Here is an 18,344-nt window from a genome sequence, read left to right as displayed (position 1 = left end):
TCAGACCGCGCATGCAGGCCTCATGAGGCACGCAGGCGGAGATCTCACAATTTCTCACAAGTCCAAACGGGTGTCCTGCGACAGCCGCTGCTAGTCAGTTGCGCGACGGCAAGGAGACCTTTCATGACGCAAGCGGCGAAACTGCTCTACACGGCCCGAACCCACACCGGCGGTGGGCGGCAGGACGGCATGTCCCGCAGTTCGGACGGCCGCCTCGATGTGCGGCTCTCTCCGCCGGGCGGCGCCGGCATCGGCACCAACCCCGAACAGTTGTTCGCGGCCGGCTGGTCGGCCTGCTTCGAAGGCGCCATGGAGATCGCGGCGCGCAAGCGGAAGATCACGCTTCCCAGGAAATGCGCAATCGATGCGGAGATCGACCTCCTTCTCGATGAGGGCGCTTACTCCCTCCGGGCGCGCCTCAATGTCAGCCTGCCGGGCCTCGATCGCGAGGTCGCACGCGACATCGTCGATGAGGCACACCAGACCTGCCCCTATTCCAAGGCCGTCCGCGGCAACATCGATGTCGCGGTCGCGCTGACCTGACGAACCATCTCCGACCATAAACAAGGTAGCACCATCATGAAGCAGCTCATCGACCAGCATCGCCGCAAGTTTTTTGGCGTCGCCGCGGGAACCGTTGCCGCCGGTCTTGGCGTGATCGATCTTGCCCGCGCTGAAACGGAAGCGCCGCGATCCCTCGCATCGAATGCGTCGTTCGGTACGATCAAGCAGATCGATGCCGGCGTCCTCAATGCCGGCTATGCCGAGGCTGGCCCGTCGAACGGTCCCGTCGCGATCCTGCTGCACGGCTGGCCCTACGACATTCATGCCTTCGTCGATGTCGCGCCGATCCTGGCAAAGGCCGGCTATCGCGTGATCATTCCTTATCTGCGCGGCTACGGCACGACGCACTTCCTCTCCAGCGAGACGCCGCGCAATGGCGAGCCGGCCGCAATGGCCGTCGACATCATCGCGCTGATGGACAAGCTCGACATCAAGAAGGCGGTCGTCGCCGGCTTCGACTGGGGTGCGCGCACCGCCGACATCATCGCCGCGCTGTGGCCGGAGCGCTGCCGCGCGCTGGTGTCGGTCAGCGGCTATCTGATCTCCAGCCAGGCTGCCGGCAGCGCGCCGCTGCCGCCGTCGGCCGAGCTGCAATGGTGGTATCAGTTCTATTTCGCGACCGAGCGCGGCCGCGCCGGATACGAGAAGTACACGCACGATTTCGCAAAACTGATCTGGAAGCTCGCCTCGCCGCAGTGGAAGTTCGACGACGCCACCTTCGACCGCAGCGCCGCGGCGCTCGACAACAAGGATCACGTCGCGATCACGATCCACAATTACCGCTGGCGGCTCGGGCTCGCCAAGGGCGAAGCGAAATACGAGGAGCTCGAAAAGAAGCTCGCGGCGGCCCCGCTGATCAGCGTGCCGACGATCACGATGGAAGGCGACGCCAACGGTGCGCCGCACCCCGACCCCAGCGTCTATGCCAAGAAATTCTCCGGCCGGTACGACTATCGCCTGATCACCGGCGGCATCGGCCACAATCTGCCGCAGGAGGCACCGCAGGCCTTTGCCAAGGCCGTCATCGACGCCGATGGCGCCTGAGGATCCGGCAGCACCTCGGTCCAGCCGGGCTGGACCGAGGCTCATCCGTAGATCCCAGCTTGATGAAGCGTCATGACGCCAACTGAACCTGCAAAGAAAAGACTGTCCTTCAGCACGGTGGTCGTGCTTGCCGCGCTTCTTCTGGTCGTTCTCCTGACCTGCGTGCCGTACCTCGTCTCGATCGCGCTCGCGGAGGGCCCCGCGACAGCAGATGCCTCGCCGATCTTCGGGGTCACGATTCCCGCGGGCTACAGGCAATGGGAGCTGGTCGCGCCGGCCGAAGAGGCCGCGCCGCTCGACGAGCTTCGCGCGGTCGTCGGCAACCAGGTGGCAGTCGACGCCTATCAAGCCGGAAAGCTTCCGTTCCCGGATGGCACCATTCTGGTCAAGCGCGCCTGGAAGCGGAAACGGTCACCGGAATTCGCGTCCGCGACGATTCCCGGCGCTGCCACCACGATCCAGGTGATGGTCAAGGATTCCAGGAAATATGCCTCAACCGGCGGCTGGGGCTTTGGCCGCTTCGTCAACGGCAAGCCGGTCGACGAGGCCCAGCACCGCACCTGCTTCGCCTGCCACGAGGCTCGCGCCAAGAGCCGCGATTACGTCTTCACGCGGCTTGCGCCGTAAGTTGCGACGGCGTGCCTGGCATTCGCCAACGGGCTTCTCTCACTCCGCCGCCACCATCTGCTGCGTGCGCCACTGGCCGAGCAGGGCGCGCAGCGAGGCCGGCTTCACCGGCTTGTTCAGCACCGCGATCTTCTCGTCGCGCGCCGCCAGCTGCACGGCGGGGCTGCGATCGGCGGTGATCAGGATCGCAGGGATGGCGTCGCCGAAGCGGCGGCGGATGTCGCGGATCGCGGCGATGCCGTTGCCGCGGTCGAGGTGATAGTCGACCAGCAGCCCGGTGACGCGCTTGCCCGCAACTTCGATCGCCGCGATCGCGCCTTCGGGATCGGCGACCGCGATCACCTCCGCGTCCCAGGCCTTCAACAGCGTGCGCATGCCGTCGAGGATCGCCGCATCGTTCTCGATGCAGACGATCAGCGCGCCCGCGATCGGCGTACGCGCCAGCGGCGTCGCGCTGGTCACCGCGGCGGTGAGGGTGATCGCCTTCGCCGTCGGCACCGTCACCGAGAATACCGAGCCACCGCCCACATTGGCGTCGATGGCGATGCCGTGGTTGAGCACGCGCGCCAGCCGTTCGACGATCGACAGGCCAAGGCCGAGGCCGCGCGCGATCCGCGCGCCCTGCTCGAGGCGGTGGAACTCCTTGAAGATCTCGCCGCGCTTGACCGTGGGGATGCCGACGCCGGTGTCGTAGACGCAGATCTTGAGCGAGGCGCCGCGGCGGCGGCAGCCGACCAGCACGCGGCCGCGCGGGGTGTATTTGATCGCGTTGGAGATCAGGTTCTGGAGCAGGCGCCGCAGCAGGAGCCGGTCCGACTCGACCGGCAGCGAGCAGGGCACGAAGGTGAGATCGAGGCCCTTGGCGCGCGCGATCGGTGCGAACTCGATCTCCAGCGAGCGCATCAGATCGGCCATCTTGAAGCTCGAGATCGAGGTCGCCATCGCGCCGGCGTCGAGCCTGGAGATGTCGAGCAGCGCGCCGAGGATCTCCTCGATGGCCTGGAGCGATTCGTCGATGTTCTCGACCAGCCGGGTCTCCTCGCCGCTGTGCTGGCGTTCGACCAGGCTGGTGACATAGAGCCGCGCCGCGTTGAGCGGCTGGAGAATGTCGTGACTGGCGGCGGCGAGGAAGCGTGTCTTGGAGATGCTGGCGTCTTCCGCCGTGCTCTTGGCCAGCGCCAGCTCCGAGTTCAGCCGGGTCAGCTCCTCGGTGCGGTCGCGCACGCGCTTTTCCAGCGTCGCGTTGGCGCGCTCCAGCGCTTCCGCGGCCTCGAAGGTGGGCGTGACGTCGGTGAAGGTGATGACGAAGCCGCTGCCGGGCATGCGGTTGGTGAGCACCTCGATCACCATATGGCGGTCCGGCAGGCGCTCGAGATAGGGCTCGCTGTCGATGGTATAGGCGGCAAGCCGCCGCTCCAGCATGGCCTCGCGCTCGATCGGGTCGGCCGGATTGCTCACGTCCATGAATTCCAGGATTTCGCGAAGCGGCGTGCCGAACTGGATGAAATGCGGGGGAACGTTGAGGAGATCGCCGAACTGCCGGTTGGAGCAGATCAGCTGCAGGTCGGCGTCGAACACCGCGATGCCCTGGCGCACATGGTTGAGCGCGGTCTGCAGGATCTCGCGGTTGAAATGCAGCGCCGCATGGGAATCGTCGAGCAGCTTCAGCGCGGCTTTGGCGGAGACCGTCCGCTTGCGCAGCAGCAGCGACATCACGAGGCGCGAGGACGCAGCTCCGATCGATGAGGCGATCAGGTGCTCGGCGTGCTGGAGCAGCTCGAAATCGGCGGGCGCTGCCGGCTCGAGCCGCACATTGCGACGGGCCGAGAAGGCCTCGAACGAATGCCGGGTGCGGTCGGGCCCGAGATATTGCGCGACCGTGGTCTGGATGTCCTGCACGGTGACGGTGGTGCGCCAGCGGCGGAAATTCGGGGAGATCGGCGCGAGCGTGTTGGGCACGAACAGATCGGCCTGCACCAGCTCGATGGACGAAGGCCGCCGTGCCAACGACAGCAGCACATAGGTGAGGATGTTGAGCGACAGCGACCAGATGACGCCATGCATCAGCGGCGGCAGGTCGGCGCCGAACAACGCCTGCGGCCGCAGCACCTCGATCCCGAACGGGCCGTGCTGGAGCAGCAGGATGCCTGCGGTCGAGGAATCCATGAAGCTCGGAATGAACAGCGTGTAGAGCCACACCGCGAAGCCGACCAGCATGCCGCCGATCGCGCCGCGCGCGGTCGCCCGCCGCCACAGCAGCCCACCGAAGAAGCTCGGCGCGAGCTGGGCGATGGCGGCAAAGGACAAGAGGCCGATCGCTGCGAGCTGGGTATTGCCGAGCGCGCGGTAGTAGAAATAGGCCATCACCATGATGGCGAAGATCGCGAGCCGCCGCGAGCGCAGCAGGAAGTCGCTGAAATCGGCGCCGCCGGTGCGCCCCTCCGGCCGCCGTTGCAGCACCAGCGGCACCACGAGGTCGTTGGAGACCATGATGGAAAGCGCGACGCATTCGACGATCACCATCGCGGTCGCCGCTGACAGGCCGCCGACGAAGATGGCGACGCTGAGCAGATCCGCGCCGCCCGCCATCGGCAGCGCCAGCACGTACATATCAGGATCGGCCGTGCCGAACGGAAAGCTGACGAGGCCGGCGATCGCGATCGGGATCACGAACAGATTGATGGCGACGAGATAGAGCGGGAACAGCCAGCGCGCGCGGCCGACCTCGGCATCGGAGGAATTCTCCACCACGCTGACATGGAACTGGCGCGGCAGCAGCATGACCGCGCACAGCGACAGCAGCGTCATGGTCAGGAAGTTGCCGATCGACGGCGAGTAGTTGATGGCGCGCACCGCCTCCGGCGTCTTCATCGCGCGCTCGATCAATTCATGCGGCGAGAACATCCAGAATGTGACGAAGATGCCGGCGGCGAGAAAGGCGACCAGCTTGACGATGGATTCGGTCGCGACCGCCAGCATCAGGCCGTGCTGGTGCTCGGTGGCGTCGGTCTGCCGCGTGCCGAACAGCACGGCGAAGGCCGCCATCGCCAGCGTCACCATCAACGCCATGTCGCCAAGGATCGGGATGTGGGAGAAGGCCTGATCCTCGCTCAGGATCGTCTCCAGCGAGGAGGCGACCGCCTTGAGCTGGAGCGCGATGTAGGGCACCGAGCCGATGATGGCGATCAGCGCCACGGTCGCCGCCACCGCCTGGCTCTTGCCGTAGCGGGCGCCGATGAAGTCGGCGATCGAGGTGATGTTGTGGGCCTTGGCGAGCTGGATCACGCGGCGCAGCACGCCGGCGCCGAGGCCGATCATCAGGATCGGGCCGACATAGATGGCGAGGAAGTCGGTCGAGGTGCGGGTGGCGAAGCCAACCGAGCCGAAGAAGGTCCAGGAGGTGCAGTAGATCGCCAGCGACAGCGGATAGATCAGGCCGGAGGCGCGGCCTGGCCCGGCCGGCGAGCGGCGGTCGCCGTGGCTCGCCACCAGGAACAGGAAGCCGATATAGCCAAAGGCGGCGGCAATCACGCCCCAGTCGTGCAGCATGGCGAGCGTGCTTCTCCCTGGGCGCGACGGCGCCCGGTCTCATTTTCCCTGCAAATCTAGCGCGTTGGGTGGGCGCAAGCGACAGCGAAATGCCCGGAAGGGGCGGGAACTGGCGTCGTCGTTAAGCCGTAGGGCGAGCTGCCTGCTCTCCCTCGCCCCGCTTGCGGGGAGAGGGTGGGGTAAGGGGGGCTCTCCGCGGGGACGGTGGCAGCTGGACTCGCGGAGACTCCCCCTCACCCGGATCGCATCTGGCGATGCGATCCGGCCTCTCCCCGCAAGCGGGGAGAGGCGAAGAAAAACCTACTCCGCCGCCAGCGACTTTTGCTTGAGCGGCAGGCCGAGGCGGTCCCACACTTGCAACAGGGCTTCGGCGAGTTGATCGATCAGGCCGTCGTCGTGATAGGGCGAGGGCGTGATGCGCAGGCGCTCGGAGCCCTTGGCGACGGTCGGATAGTTGATCGGCTGGATGTAGATGCCGTGCTCTTCGAGCAGGAGGTCGGAGGCCTGCTTGCACTTCTCGGCATCGCCGATGAACAGCGGCACGATGTGGGTGTCGCTCGACATCACCGGGAGACCGGCGGCGTTGAGGATCGCCTTGACCCGGGCGGCGCGGTCCTGGTGGCGCTCGCGCTCCCAGCTCGAGGTCTTCAGGTGCTTGATCGCGGCGGTCGCGGCCGAGCAGATCGCCGGCGGCAGCGCGGTGGTGAAGATGAAGCCCGGCGCATAGGAGCGCACGGCGTCGATGATCTGGCCGTTGGCGGCGATGTAGCCGCCGAGGCAGCCGAACGCCTTGGCCAGCGTGCCTTCGAGAATGTCGATGCGATGCATGACGCCGTCACGCTCGGCGATGCCGCCGCCGCGCGGGCCGTACATGCCGACCGCGTGGACTTCGTCGACATAGGTCATCGCGTTATATTTCTCGGCGAGATCGCAGATCTTGGCGAGCGGAGCGACGTCGCCGTCCATGGAATAGAGGCTCTCGCAGGCGATCAGCTTCGGCCGGTTCGGACCCGCCGCCTTCAACAGCGCTTCGAGGTCGGCGAGATCGTTGTGGCGGAACACTTGCCGCTCGCAACCGGACTGGCGGATGCCCTCGATCATCGAATTGTGGTTGAGCTCGTCCGACAGGATCAGGCAGTTCGGAATGAGCTTTGCGATCGTCGCGATGCCGGTCTGGTTCGAGACGTAGCCCGAGGTGAACAGCAGCGCGGCTTCCTTGCCGTGGAGATCGGCGAGCTCGGCCTCGAGCTGCACCAGCGGATGATGCGTGCCGGCGATGTTGCGGGTGCCGCCCGCGCCGGTGCCGACGCGCGTTGCGGTCTCGACCATGGCGCCGACGACCTTCGGATGCTGACCCATGCCGAGATAGTCGTTGGAGCACCAGATCACGACGTCGCGCTTGCCCTTGGGCGAGTGCCAGATCGCATGCGGAAACCGGCCCGCCATGCGTTCCAGATCGGCGAACACGCGATAGCGCCGCTCAGTGTGGAGGCGATCGAGGGCGGAATTGAAGAACTGGCTGTAATCCATCGGCAAACCTGCAACGGAACCTGACCAAGGGGCGCATCTTCTTAGAGCTTTTCCAGCTCCAATGTCTATGCGCTATCCCACATTTGGCCCTGGAGGGCATTTGGGCAAAATGCCCTATCGTGCGATTTGAAACTTGATCCCGATCAAAGAACTCACCGGCTTGTGTAATGCTGCTTTGCGGTAAGTACCGGGAGGGGCCGACATGGCAGCCTGGGGCTGCCTGGGCTCGGCAACACAATTCAGCAGATTATCATTCGAAAGGACCCTCCCATGAAGCGCGTGATGATCCTCAACGGTCCCAACCTCAACATGCTCGGCATCCGCGAGCCGCACATCTACGGCACCACGATGCTCGCAGAGGTCAATGCGAGCTGCGAGGAAGCCGCCGCGAAGCTCGGGCTCAAGCTCGCCTTCCACCAGTCGAACCATGAAGGCGTGCTGGTCGACCTGATCCAGTCGGCGCGGCAGGACGCCGATGCGATCGTCATCAACCCGGCCGGCCTGTCCTTCACCTCGGTCTCGATCATGGACGCGATCAAGACATTCGAAGGCCCGGTGCTGGAAGTCCACATCTCCAACATCCACGCCCGTGACGAATATCACCGGCACTCCAAGATCTCGTTCGTGGCGACCGGCGTGATCTGCGGGCTGGGGCCGTTCGGCTACATCGCGGCGCTGCACGCGATTGCGAATATGAATATGAAGTGAAATGCTGCCGCAGCGACGGTCTGCTCCCTCGCTCCGCTTGCGGGGAGAGGGTTGGGGTGAGGGGGAGTCTCCGCACGGACGGTGACAGTCGGACTCGTGGAGAGTCCCCCTCACCCGGGATCCGCGCTACTCGCGAATTCCGGCCTCTCCCCGCAGGCGGGGAGAGGCGAAAAAAATCACGTCGTCCGAAACTGCAGCACGCCGTCCTTGGTCTCCGCCGTCAGCCGGCCCTCGACGATCATGTAGTTGACGTGGGCGACCAGTTCGCCGGCGGCAAAACCCATCTGGTGTTCGTCCAGCACGTGCTTGTTGAACACCACGGGCACCAAGGCGCGCGAGGTCTGCGGCACCTCGCGGCAGGCTTCCGCGATCAGGCGGCAGCGCTCCTCGTGGTGGTCGGCGAGCTGCTTGATGCGGGTCTTCAATCCGTAGAACGGCACGCCGTGGCCGGGCAGCACCAGCAAATCATAGGGTAGCGTCGTGGTGAGGCTGGCGAGCGAAGCCAGATATTCGCCGAGCGAGTTCTGGTCGGGCTCGACAGCCCACACGCTCACATTCGGCGAGATCTTGCTCAGCACCTGGTCGGCGGAAAGGAACAGCTTGTCGTCGGCGCAATACAGCATCACCTGGTCGAGCGCGTGGCCGCCGCCGGTGATCACCTTGAAGCGGCGCGTGCCGATCACGACGTCGTCGCCATGCGAGATGCGGCGGTAGGACGGAGGCAGCACCGAGACGCGCTTGAGATAGTCCTGGCCGCGGCCGAGCAGCTTTTCGGTGAGCGACTCGTCCATGCCGTGGCGGCGGAAGAACAGCCGCTGCGCTTCGCGTCGCTCCTCGGTGCCGCGATTCTGGTGATAGACCGATTGCAGATATTCGACCTGCGACATCACCAGCGGGCAGTTGAACCGCTCGACGATCCACCCCGCAAGCCCGACATGATCGGGGTGGGAGTGAGTGACGATCAGGCGCGTGATGTTGACGCCCTTGAGCGGGCCGTCGAACAGCTTCGTCCAGGCCTCGATCGTCTCCTCGTTGCCGAAGCCGGCGTCGACCATGGCGTAACCGTCGCCGTCGGCGAGCAGGTAGATGTTCACATGGTTGAGGCGGAACGGCAGCTTCAGCCGCGCCCACAATACGCCGGGCTTCACCTCCACGACCTCGTCGGGGCCGGGATGCTGGTCCCAGGGATAACGCAGGGCCTCCGCGGAGGACTGCACGGTGTCGGTCTTCGCGTTCATGCTACCGACTTAAACCCGCCGGGCGCGCCGCGCCAGCCGAAAAAGGACGCGGGGGTGGCTCGCATAGCGGTCATTCCGGGCCGGATTTTTCCGTGACCCGGATGGAGCGCAGCCCAAAAATGCCGGTCATTCCGGGGTGCGCGTGAGCGCGAACCCGGAATCTGGAGGTCGTCGCGCGAGATTCCGGGTTTGGCGCTTTGCGCCGCCCCGGAATGACAATCAGGCCGCTCGCATGCTGTTGAGGAACGCGTCGATCTCCCCGCGCAGCAGGTCGGCCTCGCGGCGCAGTGCGTCGGAGGCGCCCAGCACTTCGCTCGCCGCAGCGCCGGCTTCGGCGGAGGCGGTGGAGACGCCGACGATGTTGCTGGAAACCTCGCTGGTGCCGCCAGCGGCATGCTGGATGTTGCGCGCGATCTCGCGGGTCGCCGCGCCCTGTTCTTCGACAGCCGCAGCGATCGTCGTGGTGACGTCGTTGATCTCGCCGATGATCCGGCCGATGCCCTGGATGGCGCCGACCGCCGAGGTCGTCACGTCCTGCATGCTGGCGATCTGGGTGCGGATCTCCTCGGTCGCCTTCGCGGTCTGGCTCGCGAGGCTCTTCACCTCGGAGGCGACCACCGCGAAGCCGCGGCCGGCCTCGCCCGCGCGTGCCGCCTCGATGGTGGCGTTGAGCGCGAGCAGATTGGTCTGCGAGGCGATGGTCTGGATCAAATCGACCACGACGCTGATGCGGCTCGCGCTGTCGGCGAGGCTCTGCACCGTGGCGTCGGTCGCGCCGGCTTCGTCCACGGCCTTCTTGGCGATCCCGGCCGAGGTGACCACCTGGCGGCTGATTTCGGCGATCGAGGACGACAGCTGCTCGGTGCCTGACGACACGGTCTGCACGTTGACCGAGGTCTCTTCGGCCGCGGAGGCGACCGCGTTGACCAGCGCGTTGGATTGGTCGGCGGTGGTCGACATGCTCTGCGCGGTCGATTGCATCGAATTGGCGGACTGCGCCAGATTGTCGAGCGCGGAGCGCACCGTGCTCTCGAATTCGGCGATCTTCGCCTCCATGCGAGCGGCACGCTCGGCCTTGGCGACGCGGTCCTTGTCCTGTTCGCTCGCGAGCGCGCGGGCCTCGACCATGCTATCGCGGAACACGGTCAGCGTGTCGGTCATCGTGCCGATCTCGTCATTGTGCTTGGCACGCGCGATCTCGGTGTCGAGATCGCCGGCCGAGAGCGACTGCATGGCGCGCTGGAGGCCAGTGATCCGGCGCAGGATGTTGCGGCCGACATAGAGCCAGACGAACAGCGCCGAGCCGACCAGCATCAGCGCGCCCAGCGCCAGCATGACCGACGTCGCGAGCGAGATCTCCTGCCGCGCCTGGAAGGTCGACGCGTTGGTCTCCTTCTGCACGCCGTCGACGAGCTGCTGCACGCTGATGCCGAGGCCGACATTGAGCTTACGCGTCTCGTCCAGGATGGTCTGGCCGTAGTCGATGGAGTCGAGCTCCTTCTCGCGCAGATTGAACACGCCGGTCTTGCCGGTGCCGAGCGCGAGCAGCTTTTCCGCCGTCGCGCGCAGCATCTTGTTGCCCTCATTGTCCGACAGCAGATCGAGGTTCGACCGCAGGCGTCCTTGTGCCGTCTTGAATTCCTTCTGGATGTCATCGAGCTTGTCGCTCGTGTTCGCCGACAGCGCCGCGCTCATGTCGGCGGCTGCGAGATTGCCGCTGGCGACGACGTTGCCGAGCTGGCCGACGGTTTGCGCGGCTTCGGTGGCATCTTCGGCCGACAGGTTGGCCGAGCCGAGAATGGCGTTGACCCGGGTCTGCGCGTCCAGCATCGCCGGACTGGCCGCGCCCACGAAGGCGCCCTGGGCGCTGCGCAGCGCGTCATATTGCTTGTCATGGAGGGCGGCAATGTCCAGCCGTTCGCGGGCGGCCTTGGCCAGGCTCTGGGCCGCCTCGTTGATGCTCTTCATCGTCTCGCTGAGTCCGGAGACGACGGCCTTGTCGCCGCCGAGCTCGATGATCTCGTTGAGTTTCTGCTGCGTCTGCTCCTGCAATTCCCTGAGCTTCTTGGTGCGCTCGTTCAGGGCGTCCTCGCTTTGAGCCGCAAGCAGGGCCGGTCCCTGTGCCGCAAGGCTCGCGCTCAGGGCCGACAATTGCAGGCTGGCGGCGAGGCGCGGAATGTCCCGCCCGCTCAGTTCAGTCATGCGCCCGCCGAGATTCTGCAGCGCCAGGCCGGCGCCGGCCGCGATCACGAGGCCCATGCCCGCGATCACCGCGAAGGCCGTGAACAGGCTGCCGCGCACGCCCCATGTCGGCATCTTGAAACGAGGTCTCAAACGGCCAAGCAAACGGCCAACGCCCAGACGGATCGCCATCGAACTTCCCCCACGCTCTTGCTTCTGTTTTGTGGCGGGCAGTATCGGCGGGGCCGGTTAAAAAAATCGCAATTGGTGCAATTGCTTGCGCTGGTTCCGCAGGGCGAAAAAAGAAGGGCCGGCAACGGGGCCGGCCCTTCGTCAGGATAAGGTTTTGCTAACCGATCAGTAGCGCGCGACCGTCGAATTGGCCCAGTTGAAGCGATAGTTGACGCCCGCCTTGAAGGTGTGGTCGTCGGTGGTGAAGTTGCCGGTGCCCGCCAGCGGGCCCGCGGTGAAGTGCGCGTCGCCGAAATTGTAGTACTGGTACTCGGCCTTGGCCGACCAGTTCGGCGCGAACATGTATTCGAGTCCGGCGCCGACGGTGTAGCCGTTGCGATGATCGCCATCGATGATGAAGCCGGTCGGCACGCCGCCGACGGTGACCTTCTCGTTGTTGTCCGAATAGGCGTAGCCGCCCTTCACGTAGAGGAGGCCCGGACCCCAGGTGTAGCCGACGCGGCCGGTGATCGAGCCGAGGCCGCGCTGGTCGTTGGTGTAGGCGACGCCGCCCGGAAACACCGCGCCGACGCTGCCGGAGAGCCAGGAATACTGGCCTTCGACGCCGACCACGAAGTTCGGGTTGAACTGCCAGTCGGCACCGACCTGCACGCCGCCGAGGAAACGGCCGTTGCCGTTGTTGCCGGTGGAGAGGCCGTTGAAATTGTTGTCGCTGGAGAACGCGCCGCCGACATGGGCGCCGAGATAGAATCCCGTCCAGTTGTAGATCGGCGCGACATAGGCCGGCGCGGGCGCCTTGTAGTAGTTGCGGTTGCCGAGATCGGCGCCGACGGCCGGCGCAGCGGCGCCCACCACGAGCAGCGCGACGGTCGCAAACAGAATCTTTTTCATAGTCCAAACTCCAACACTTAGGTCCCCGGCAGGCGCGCTTTCCGCGCCGTCGTTGGTTTTGCAGATAGCTCGCTTTTGACGAAAATGCTGTCACATCCGTGGCACAGCGGCAGCCAACCTAACGTATTGGGCTGCAAATGATTTTCGTGCTTAATGGCGACTAAAGAAATGCTGAAGGAAGGTTTAACGTCGCCTCTTCCCGGTAACTTGCGTGCGGTTCTTGTTAACCAAGACGCCGCCGTGCTTCATCGCGCATCTGCGCGCGGAATGCCGCGCGCTTTGCCGGCCGGTCTTCCTCGCGCACGTCGTGGCGATCGAAGATGTCGAACTTCTCCAGGATCGGATAGCGCTCGCTCGCCATCGCGAGCACGCGCAGCACCTTGGTCGCCGACGGCGTCGGGCCGCTGACCTCCCAGCGCCGGATGGTGTCGGCGCCGCCGTTCTCCGGCAATCCGCATAGCCTGGCCATGTCGGCCGCAGTGAGCTTGCGCTCGAGGGCATCGGAAAGGTCGGCGCGGAGTTGCTTCAGTTCGGGGCCGGTCATGTCAATCGCGTTCAGGGGAGCTGCTTATGGCAATGCACTAGCGCTGATTCGGGTCCATCCGAAGGCAGCGAGCGCAGCCCCCGGGCTCCGGTACCTTTGTGTGCGCACGGAGTTATGAACGGAGTGCCCATGGAAATCTTCCGGCGAATGAACAGATGACACAGCGGGGCCCTAGCGATGAAGGGATCAGCCATGACAACCGTCAAACTCGCCATTGCCGCGCTCATCACGACCGGACTGCTTGCCGCGCCGTTCGCGGCTGAGGCGAAGAAGCACCGCTCGAGCCGATATTACAGCACCAGTGTGGTGGCCCCGGCCTATGGCAGCGCCGGATTGCCGGCGACGCAGGGCAGGCCCGCTTACGGATCGTCCGGACAGACGGTCGGCACGGTCACGGCGCCGTCGATCGGAACGTACAACTGGCCGTCGGTCGGCGTGACCAATTCGGTCCCGACCTGGAGCAATACCAACCCGCGGTGATGAGCGATTGCATCGCCCGTCAGCTCTCCGCGCCGCCCTTCTCAATGCCGAACACAAGGCAGGTCGTCGTCGCGTGCGCTAGCAGCCGGCCCTTCGTATCGGTGATGCGCGCTTCGGCGGTCGCGACGCGGCGGCCGGCGTTCAGTACGCGGCCTTCGGTGCGGATCACGCCGCTGGCCTCGCTCATGCCGCGCACGAACGAAATCTTGAATTCCAGCGTCGTGTAGCCGGTCCCGCCGGGCAGGGTGGTCTGCACCGCCAGCCCCATTGCGGAATCCAGCAATATCGCGGCGTAGCCGCCATGGACCGAGCCGATCGGGTTGTAGTGACGCAGGCCCGGCACGCTGTGGATCACGACAATTCCAGGTTCGGCCCTGCAGTCGAACGGCTCGACCGTCTGCATGATCGGCGGTTCGGGCAATTCCCCGGAGAAGATCGCGCGGACAAAATCAAGCCCAGACATCGATGCCATCACGTCGATGGGCACGACACCGTATTCGATGGCCGGTTTGCCGGCTTTGTCGTCCTCCACCGAGCGCCTCCAAACCTCATGGAATGATCTATATCATATAATAAGGGATGGAAAAGAGCCAGAAGGCGCACCTCAGGCGCCACGGCCACCCTGTTGCCCGATCACGCAACGCCATCCCGCGAGGCGCTCGGCCGGATGCTGGTTCATCCATTCGGCAAGCTGCGGCGCGCCCATCATGCAGGACTGCATCGAAACGTCGGCGAAGTCCGACGTGGTGACGATCTGCTCGTGACAATTGGCGGGAGAGGAGAGGCTGCAAAGCACGGCAATGATCTTGATCACGACAGATTTTCCACGTTGCCGCCGCCGACGGCGCGCCCGATCGTGGTCGTGTCGTGCCGCTCGCTGACCGGATCAGCGGGCGGGAAGATGCTGTCATAGATCGCGCGTGCCTCCTGGATGAGGCGCAATCGTTCGCGCTCGGATCTCGAGACAAATTGAATAACCTGGCCCATGTTTGGCTCCGAAGAGTTTGGCGACCATCATCAGATGATGGGAATCATTCCAAACCGATGTGGGGTGCGGCCCGGCGCTTTGCAGCTGTGCGGGCGGTCACGAGGAATAAAAAGCGCGTGACCGCGCCGTTGCGGCAGATGCGGTTCGATTCGGTCCAATCGTCTTTGGGGGCGAACCGGATACCGTTTGCGTCACGCCGCCGGCGCGCACTCCTTCCGCCCCGGCACTGCCGCGAGCAGCTCGCGCGTATAGGCGTGCTCGGGCGCGGCGAACAGCTGCGCGGTCGGCTTCAGCTCGACGATGGCGCCGCGCTGCATCACCGCGATGCGGTCGCAGATCTGGGCGGCGACGCGCAGATCGTGGGTGATGAACAGCATGGAGAGGCCGAGGCGCGCCTTGAGGTCTTCGAGCAGCCGCAAGACTTGCGCCTGCACCGAGACGTCGAGCGCGGAGACGGCCTCGTCGGCGACGATGATCTCGGGCTCGAGCGCGAGCGCGCGCGCGATGCCGATGCGCTGGCGCTGGCCGCCGGAGAATTCATGCGGATAGCGTTCGAGTGCCCCGGCGTCGAGGCCCACCATCTTTAGCAGATCGCGGGCGCGCTCGAAGGCGACCTTCGGATCGATGCCGGCCGCGATCGGGCCGTCGGCGATGATGTGGCCGATCTTGCGGCGCGGATTGAGCGAGGCGAACGGATCCTGGAAGATCATCTGGATACGATGGCGCTCGGTGCGCAGTGCCTTGCCCGAGAGTGAGGTGAGATCGGTCTCGCCGATCCGCACCGTGCCGCGGTCGGCTTCGATCAGCCGCATCACGAGGCGCGCCACCGACGACTTGCCCGAGCCGGATTCGCCGACGAGGCCGAGCGTCTCGCCCTTGAGGATGTTGAAGTTGACCGCGCGCGCCGCATCGACGCGGCGGTCCTCGCGAAACCAGCCCCCTGATGTGACGTAGGTCTTGTCCAGCCCGATCACCTCGACGGCCCTGGCCTGGTCGTCGAGGGGCTCGCGCGCCGGCGGATCCATCGACGGCACGGCCGCGAGCAGCGCCTTGGTGTAGTCGTGCTGCGGCTCGTTGAAGACGGTCGCCGCCGGGCCTTCCTCGATCACCTTGCCATGCCGGAGCACCACGACCTGGTCGGCGATGTCGGCGACCACGCCGAAATCGTGGGTGATGAACATCACCGCCATGTTGCGGTTGCGCTGGAGGTTGCGGATCAGCTTCAGGATCTGCGCCTGCGTGGTGACGTCGAGCGCGGTGGTCGGCTCGTCCGCCACCAGCACCGCCGGCTCGAGCGCGAGCGCCATCGCGATCATGGCGCGCTGACGTTGACCGCCGGAGAGCTGGTGCGGATAGGCGCGGACGATGCGCTCGGGGTCGGGCAGGCCGACCTCGCGTGCCAGCGCCAGCGCTCTTGCGCGCCGCTCCTTCGGCGAGAGCAGGCCGTGGGCCTCGAACATCTCGGCCATCTGGTCGCCGATCCGCATCAAGGGATTGAGCGCGGTCATCGGCTCCTGGAAGATCATCGCCAGCCGGCGGCCGCGCAGGTCGCGCCAGCCGTCGTCATCCAGCTTGAGCAGGTCGCGGCCCTCGAACTGGATCTCGCCTGATGTGACCGAGACCGTGTCGGGCAGAAGTCCCATCAGCGCATGCGCGCACATCGACTTGCCGGAGCCGGATTCGCCGACGACGCAGACGATCTTGCCGGGCCGCAAGTCGAGCGAGACGCCGTCGACGGCGAAGGCACGTTCGGCGCCCTTGGGCAATGCGATCTGCAGGTTCTTGATGGAGACGGCGGGCGGGGCGGTCATCGTCAGCGTCCCTCCCGCGACAGGCGCGGATTGAGCGCGTCGTTGAGACCTTCGCCGATCAGGTTCAGCCCAAGCACCGAGATCAGGATGGCGACGCCGGGAAACACCGTGATCCACCAGGCCTGGCGGATCACGGTGCGGCCGGCGCCGACCATGTAGCCCCAGGAGATCAGATTGGGATCGCCGAGGCCGAGGAAGGCCAGCGAGGACTCCAGCAGGATCGCGGTCGCCACCATCAGCGAGGCCAGCACGATCACCGGCGACAGCGCATTGGGCAGGATCTCGCGCAGGATGATCCAGGTGTTGCTCTGGCCGGTGACCACGGCGGCCTGGACATATTCGCGCGTGCGCAGCGAAAGCACCTCGCCACGCACGAGGCGGGCGACCGGCGGCCAGCTCACCACCGCGATCGAGGCCACGATCGAATAGATCGAGGGCTGCAGGATCGCGACCAGCACGATCGCCAGCGCGAAGCTCGGAATGGTCTGGAAGAATTCGGTGAAGCGCATCAGGGCGTCGTCGACCTTGCCGCCGAAATAGCCGGCCATGGCGCCGATCGGCACGCCGACGACCAGCGCCACCAGCGTCGAGACGAGGCCGACCAGCAGCGACACGCGTGCGCCAAAGATCATGCCGGCGAACACGTCGCGGCCGAGCGCGTCGGTGCCGAGCGGCACGGCCCCGAGCGTGAACGGCGGCAGGAACGGCCGCTGTACCATGCGCCAGGGCGAGTTCGGGAACAGCATCGGTCCGAACACCGCGATTCCGATCGCAAGCAACAGGATGATGAGGCCGATGACGCCGCTCGGGCTCTTCAGCATCGATTTCCAGAACTGTTTCATGAGGCGAATTCGATGCGCGGATCGACCAGCCGATAGACCAGGTCGGTGATGAGGTTGAAGATCAGGACCATGGCGGAGCAGATCACGAACACGCCGAGCAGGAGGTTGTAGTCCCGCTGCAGCAGCGCGTCGTACATCAGGCGCCCGATGCCGGGCCAGGCGAACACGGTCTCGGTGATGACGGCGCCGCCGATCAGCGTGCCGGAATGCACGCCGGCGAGCGTCACGACGGGCAGCAGCGCGTTGCGCAGCACGTGGCGGCGCTGGATCACGGCGTCGGAGAGGCCCTTGGCGCGCGCGGTCTTGACGAAGTCGAGCCGCTTCACCTCCAGCATCGAGGCGCGTGTCATGCGGGTATAAGTCGCCATGAAGAACAGGCCGAGCGTCATCGCCGGCATGATCAGGTGTTTTGCGACGTCGACCGCGTGGGCAAGGCCGGTGAGGTTGGCGCCGACCGTCTCGTAGCCGAAGCTCGGCAGCCAATCGAAGGTGACCGAGAACAGGAGGATACCCATCAGCGCCACCCAGAAGATCGGCATGGCGTAGAAGATCAGGGCGAACACGGTGATGCCGGTGTCGAGAAAGGTTCCGGCAAAGCGCGCCGCAAAGCTGCCGAACAGGACGCCGAGCATCAGCGAGATCGCGAAGGCGGTCAGCGTCAGCAACAGGGTCGCCGGCAGCCGTTCGAGGATCAGCTTCGACACCGGCGCCTGCTGGCGGAAGGAGAAGCCGAGGTCGAGGGTGACGACGCCCTTGACGTAGATGAAGAGCTGCTCGGGCAGCGGCTTGTCGAGGCCGAACTTTTCCCGGAGCTGCTTGACGAAGATCTGGTCGCTGGCGCCGGCCTCGCCCGCCATCACGACCGCGGGATCGCCGGGCGCAAGCCGGATCAGGAAGAAATTGAGGACGACGATCGCGAGCAGGACGATCACGCCCTTCACGACACGCTGAGCGACGAAGGAGAGCATATCTATAACGCAGTGAGATTGAGGTGCGTGTCACCGCGATCACGGTGCACTCCCTCTCCCGCTTGCGGGGGAGGGCAGGGGAGGGGGTGCTTCCGCGGAGGGATTGCCAAGAGGAGAGAACCCTCACCCGCTACGCTCTTCGAGCGTAGCGACCTCTCCCGCAAGCGGGAGAGGTAAGGGGAGTTCG

At 65.6% G+C, this 18,344-nt stretch carries 17 protein-coding genes; 5 read left to right on the top strand and 12 right to left on the bottom strand.

Going from position 1 to position 18,344, the window contains the following annotated elements:
• Nucleotides 1–123 precede the first annotated feature (123 nt).
• The 3 genes from AAFG50_RS39460 (at nt 124) to AAFG50_RS39450 (ending at nt 2,235) form a co-directional block, all read left to right on the top strand.
• Nucleotides 124–543: an organic hydroperoxide resistance protein gene (locus AAFG50_RS39460; protein WP_011084014.1), complete on the top strand. Its 420-nt coding sequence runs from the start codon at nt 124–126 to the stop codon at nt 541–543.
• A 36-nt stretch (nt 544–579) separates the two neighbouring features.
• A complete protein-coding gene (locus tag AAFG50_RS39455) occupies nt 580–1,608 on the top strand; it encodes an alpha/beta hydrolase (RefSeq protein WP_028173693.1) in 1,029 nt (342 codons plus the stop codon).
• A 72-nt stretch (nt 1,609–1,680) separates the two neighbouring features.
• Nucleotides 1,681–2,235: a cytochrome P460 family protein gene (locus tag AAFG50_RS39450; protein ID WP_028173692.1), complete on the top strand. Its 555-nt coding sequence runs from the start codon at nt 1,681–1,683 to the stop codon at nt 2,233–2,235.
• Nucleotides 2,236–2,274: 39 nt separating this feature from the next.
• Here the strand turns inward: AAFG50_RS39450 and AAFG50_RS39445 are convergent, their stop codons facing one another.
• Nucleotides 2,275–5,784, bottom strand: a complete 3,510-nt coding sequence (locus AAFG50_RS39445; protein ID WP_028173691.1) for a PAS domain-containing hybrid sensor histidine kinase/response regulator — start codon at nt 5,782–5,784, stop codon at nt 2,275–2,277.
• Between the two features lie 300 nt (nt 5,785–6,084).
• Nucleotides 6,085–7,314 (bottom strand): 5-aminolevulinate synthase, encoded by a 1,230-nt coding sequence (hemA, locus tag AAFG50_RS39440; protein WP_028173690.1) that lies wholly within the window; start codon nt 7,312–7,314, stop codon nt 6,085–6,087.
• A 270-nt stretch (nt 7,315–7,584) separates the two neighbouring features.
• Here hemA and aroQ point away from each other — a divergent pair, with 270 nt between their 5' ends.
• Nucleotides 7,585–8,022 carry a type II 3-dehydroquinate dehydratase gene (aroQ, locus tag AAFG50_RS39435; protein WP_028173689.1) on the top strand — a complete coding sequence of 146 codons (438 nt, stop codon included), beginning with the start codon at nt 7,585–7,587 and terminating at the stop codon, nt 8,020–8,022.
• 176 nt (nt 8,023–8,198) lie between these two features.
• On the opposite strand, the gene AAFG50_RS39430 is transcribed toward aroQ, so the two are convergent.
• The 4 genes from AAFG50_RS39430 to AAFG50_RS39415 all read right to left on the bottom strand — a co-directional run bounded on the left by AAFG50_RS39430 (nt 8,199) and on the right by AAFG50_RS39415 (nt 13,068).
• Entirely contained in the window at nt 8,199–9,260 is a 1,062-nt protein-coding gene (locus AAFG50_RS39430; protein ID WP_011084020.1) for an MBL fold metallo-hydrolase, read from the bottom strand.
• A gap of 219 nt (nt 9,261–9,479) precedes the next feature.
• Complete coding sequence (locus AAFG50_RS39425) at nt 9,480–11,633, bottom strand: HAMP domain-containing methyl-accepting chemotaxis protein (protein ID WP_028173688.1); 2,154 nt, start codon at nt 11,631–11,633, stop codon at nt 9,480–9,482.
• Between the two features lie 165 nt (nt 11,634–11,798).
• Nucleotides 11,799–12,524, bottom strand: a complete 726-nt coding sequence (locus AAFG50_RS39420) for an outer membrane protein (protein WP_011084022.1) — start codon at nt 12,522–12,524, stop codon at nt 11,799–11,801.
• Nucleotides 12,525–12,747: 223 nt separating this feature from the next.
• A complete protein-coding gene (locus AAFG50_RS39415; protein ID WP_011084023.1) occupies nt 12,748–13,068 on the bottom strand; it encodes a hypothetical protein in 321 nt (106 codons plus the stop codon).
• A 192-nt stretch (nt 13,069–13,260) separates the two neighbouring features.
• Here AAFG50_RS39415 and AAFG50_RS39410 point away from each other — a divergent pair, with 192 nt between their 5' ends.
• Nucleotides 13,261–13,548 (top strand): hypothetical protein, encoded by a 288-nt coding sequence (locus AAFG50_RS39410; protein ID WP_028173687.1) that lies wholly within the window; start codon nt 13,261–13,263, stop codon nt 13,546–13,548.
• A 19-nt stretch (nt 13,549–13,567) separates the two neighbouring features.
• On the opposite strand, the gene AAFG50_RS39405 is transcribed toward AAFG50_RS39410, so the two are convergent.
• The 6 genes from AAFG50_RS39405 to AAFG50_RS39380 all read right to left on the bottom strand — a co-directional run bounded on the left by AAFG50_RS39405 (nt 13,568) and on the right by AAFG50_RS39380 (nt 18,157).
• On the bottom strand, nt 13,568–14,020 hold the full coding sequence (locus AAFG50_RS39405; RefSeq protein ID WP_053815139.1) for a PaaI family thioesterase: 453 nt from the start codon (nt 14,018–14,020) through the stop codon (nt 13,568–13,570).
• 132 nt (nt 14,021–14,152) lie between these two features.
• Nucleotides 14,153–14,362, bottom strand: a complete 210-nt coding sequence (locus tag AAFG50_RS39400) for a hypothetical protein (RefSeq protein ID WP_011084026.1) — start codon at nt 14,360–14,362, stop codon at nt 14,153–14,155.
• On the bottom strand, nt 14,359–14,535 hold the full coding sequence (locus tag AAFG50_RS39395; protein WP_166466026.1) for a hypothetical protein: 177 nt from the start codon (nt 14,533–14,535) through the stop codon (nt 14,359–14,361). Before AAFG50_RS39395 ends, AAFG50_RS39400 begins: the two co-directional genes overlap by 4 nt.
• Nucleotides 14,536–14,727: 192 nt before the next feature.
• Nucleotides 14,728–16,347, bottom strand: a complete 1,620-nt coding sequence (locus AAFG50_RS39390) for an ABC transporter ATP-binding protein (protein ID WP_028173685.1) — start codon at nt 16,345–16,347, stop codon at nt 14,728–14,730.
• Nucleotides 16,348–16,349: 2 nt separating this feature from the next.
• The gene (locus AAFG50_RS39385; RefSeq protein ID WP_028173684.1) at nt 16,350–17,189 is read right to left on the bottom strand and encodes an ABC transporter permease; all 840 of its coding nucleotides are present in this window, start codon (nt 17,187–17,189) and stop codon (nt 16,350–16,352) included.
• Entirely contained in the window at nt 17,186–18,157 is a 972-nt protein-coding gene (locus tag AAFG50_RS39380; RefSeq protein ID WP_011084029.1) for an ABC transporter permease, read from the bottom strand. Before AAFG50_RS39380 ends, AAFG50_RS39385 begins: the two co-directional genes overlap by 4 nt.
• Between the last annotated feature and the right edge of the window lie 187 nt (nt 18,158–18,344).

Source organism: Bradyrhizobium sp. B039 (assembly GCF_038965675.1).
Lineage (GTDB): Bacteria > Pseudomonadota > Alphaproteobacteria > Rhizobiales > Xanthobacteraceae > Bradyrhizobium > Bradyrhizobium diazoefficiens.
The sequence above is the reverse complement of the archived record's forward strand: the minus strand, read 5'-3'. Positions and strand labels throughout refer to the sequence as shown.

What these genes read in the sequence shown, in the direction of transcription:
- AAFG50_RS39385 (WP_028173684.1), bottom strand. Translation starts at nt 17,189, where the DNA reads ATGAAACAGTTCTGGAAATCGATGCTGAAGAGCCCGAGCGGCGTCATC.
- AAFG50_RS39455 (WP_028173693.1), top strand. Translation starts at nt 580, where the DNA reads ATGAAGCAGCTCATCGACCAGCATCGCCGCAAGTTTTTTGGCGTCGCC.
- AAFG50_RS39415 (WP_011084023.1), bottom strand. Translation starts at nt 13,068, where the DNA reads ATGACCGGCCCCGAACTGAAGCAACTCCGCGCCGACCTTTCCGATGCC.
- AAFG50_RS39460 (WP_011084014.1), top strand. Translation starts at nt 124, where the DNA reads ATGACGCAAGCGGCGAAACTGCTCTACACGGCCCGAACCCACACCGGC.
- AAFG50_RS39395 (WP_166466026.1), bottom strand. Translation starts at nt 14,535, where the DNA reads ATGGGCCAGGTTATTCAATTTGTCTCGAGATCCGAGCGCGAACGATTG.
- AAFG50_RS39420 (WP_011084022.1), bottom strand. Translation starts at nt 12,524, where the DNA reads ATGAAAAAGATTCTGTTTGCGACCGTCGCGCTGCTCGTGGTGGGCGCC.
- AAFG50_RS39430 (WP_011084020.1), bottom strand. Translation starts at nt 9,260, where the DNA reads ATGAACGCGAAGACCGACACCGTGCAGTCCTCCGCGGAGGCCCTGCGT.
- AAFG50_RS39390 (WP_028173685.1), bottom strand. Translation starts at nt 16,347, where the DNA reads ATGACCGCCCCGCCCGCCGTCTCCATCAAGAACCTGCAGATCGCATTG.
- AAFG50_RS39425 (WP_028173688.1), bottom strand. Translation starts at nt 11,633, where the DNA reads ATGGCGATCCGTCTGGGCGTTGGCCGTTTGCTTGGCCGTTTGAGACCT.
- aroQ (WP_028173689.1), top strand. Translation starts at nt 7,585, where the DNA reads ATGAAGCGCGTGATGATCCTCAACGGTCCCAACCTCAACATGCTCGGC.
- AAFG50_RS39445 (WP_028173691.1), bottom strand. Translation starts at nt 5,784, where the DNA reads ATGCTGCACGACTGGGGCGTGATTGCCGCCGCCTTTGGCTATATCGGC.
- AAFG50_RS39380 (WP_011084029.1), bottom strand. Translation starts at nt 18,157, where the DNA reads ATGCTCTCCTTCGTCGCTCAGCGTGTCGTGAAGGGCGTGATCGTCCTG.
- hemA (WP_028173690.1), bottom strand. Translation starts at nt 7,314, where the DNA reads ATGGATTACAGCCAGTTCTTCAATTCCGCCCTCGATCGCCTCCACACT.
- AAFG50_RS39410 (WP_028173687.1), top strand. Translation starts at nt 13,261, where the DNA reads ATGACAACCGTCAAACTCGCCATTGCCGCGCTCATCACGACCGGACTG.
- AAFG50_RS39405 (WP_053815139.1), bottom strand. Translation starts at nt 14,020, where the DNA reads ATGGCATCGATGTCTGGGCTTGATTTTGTCCGCGCGATCTTCTCCGGG.
- AAFG50_RS39450 (WP_028173692.1), top strand. Translation starts at nt 1,681, where the DNA reads ATGACGCCAACTGAACCTGCAAAGAAAAGACTGTCCTTCAGCACGGTG.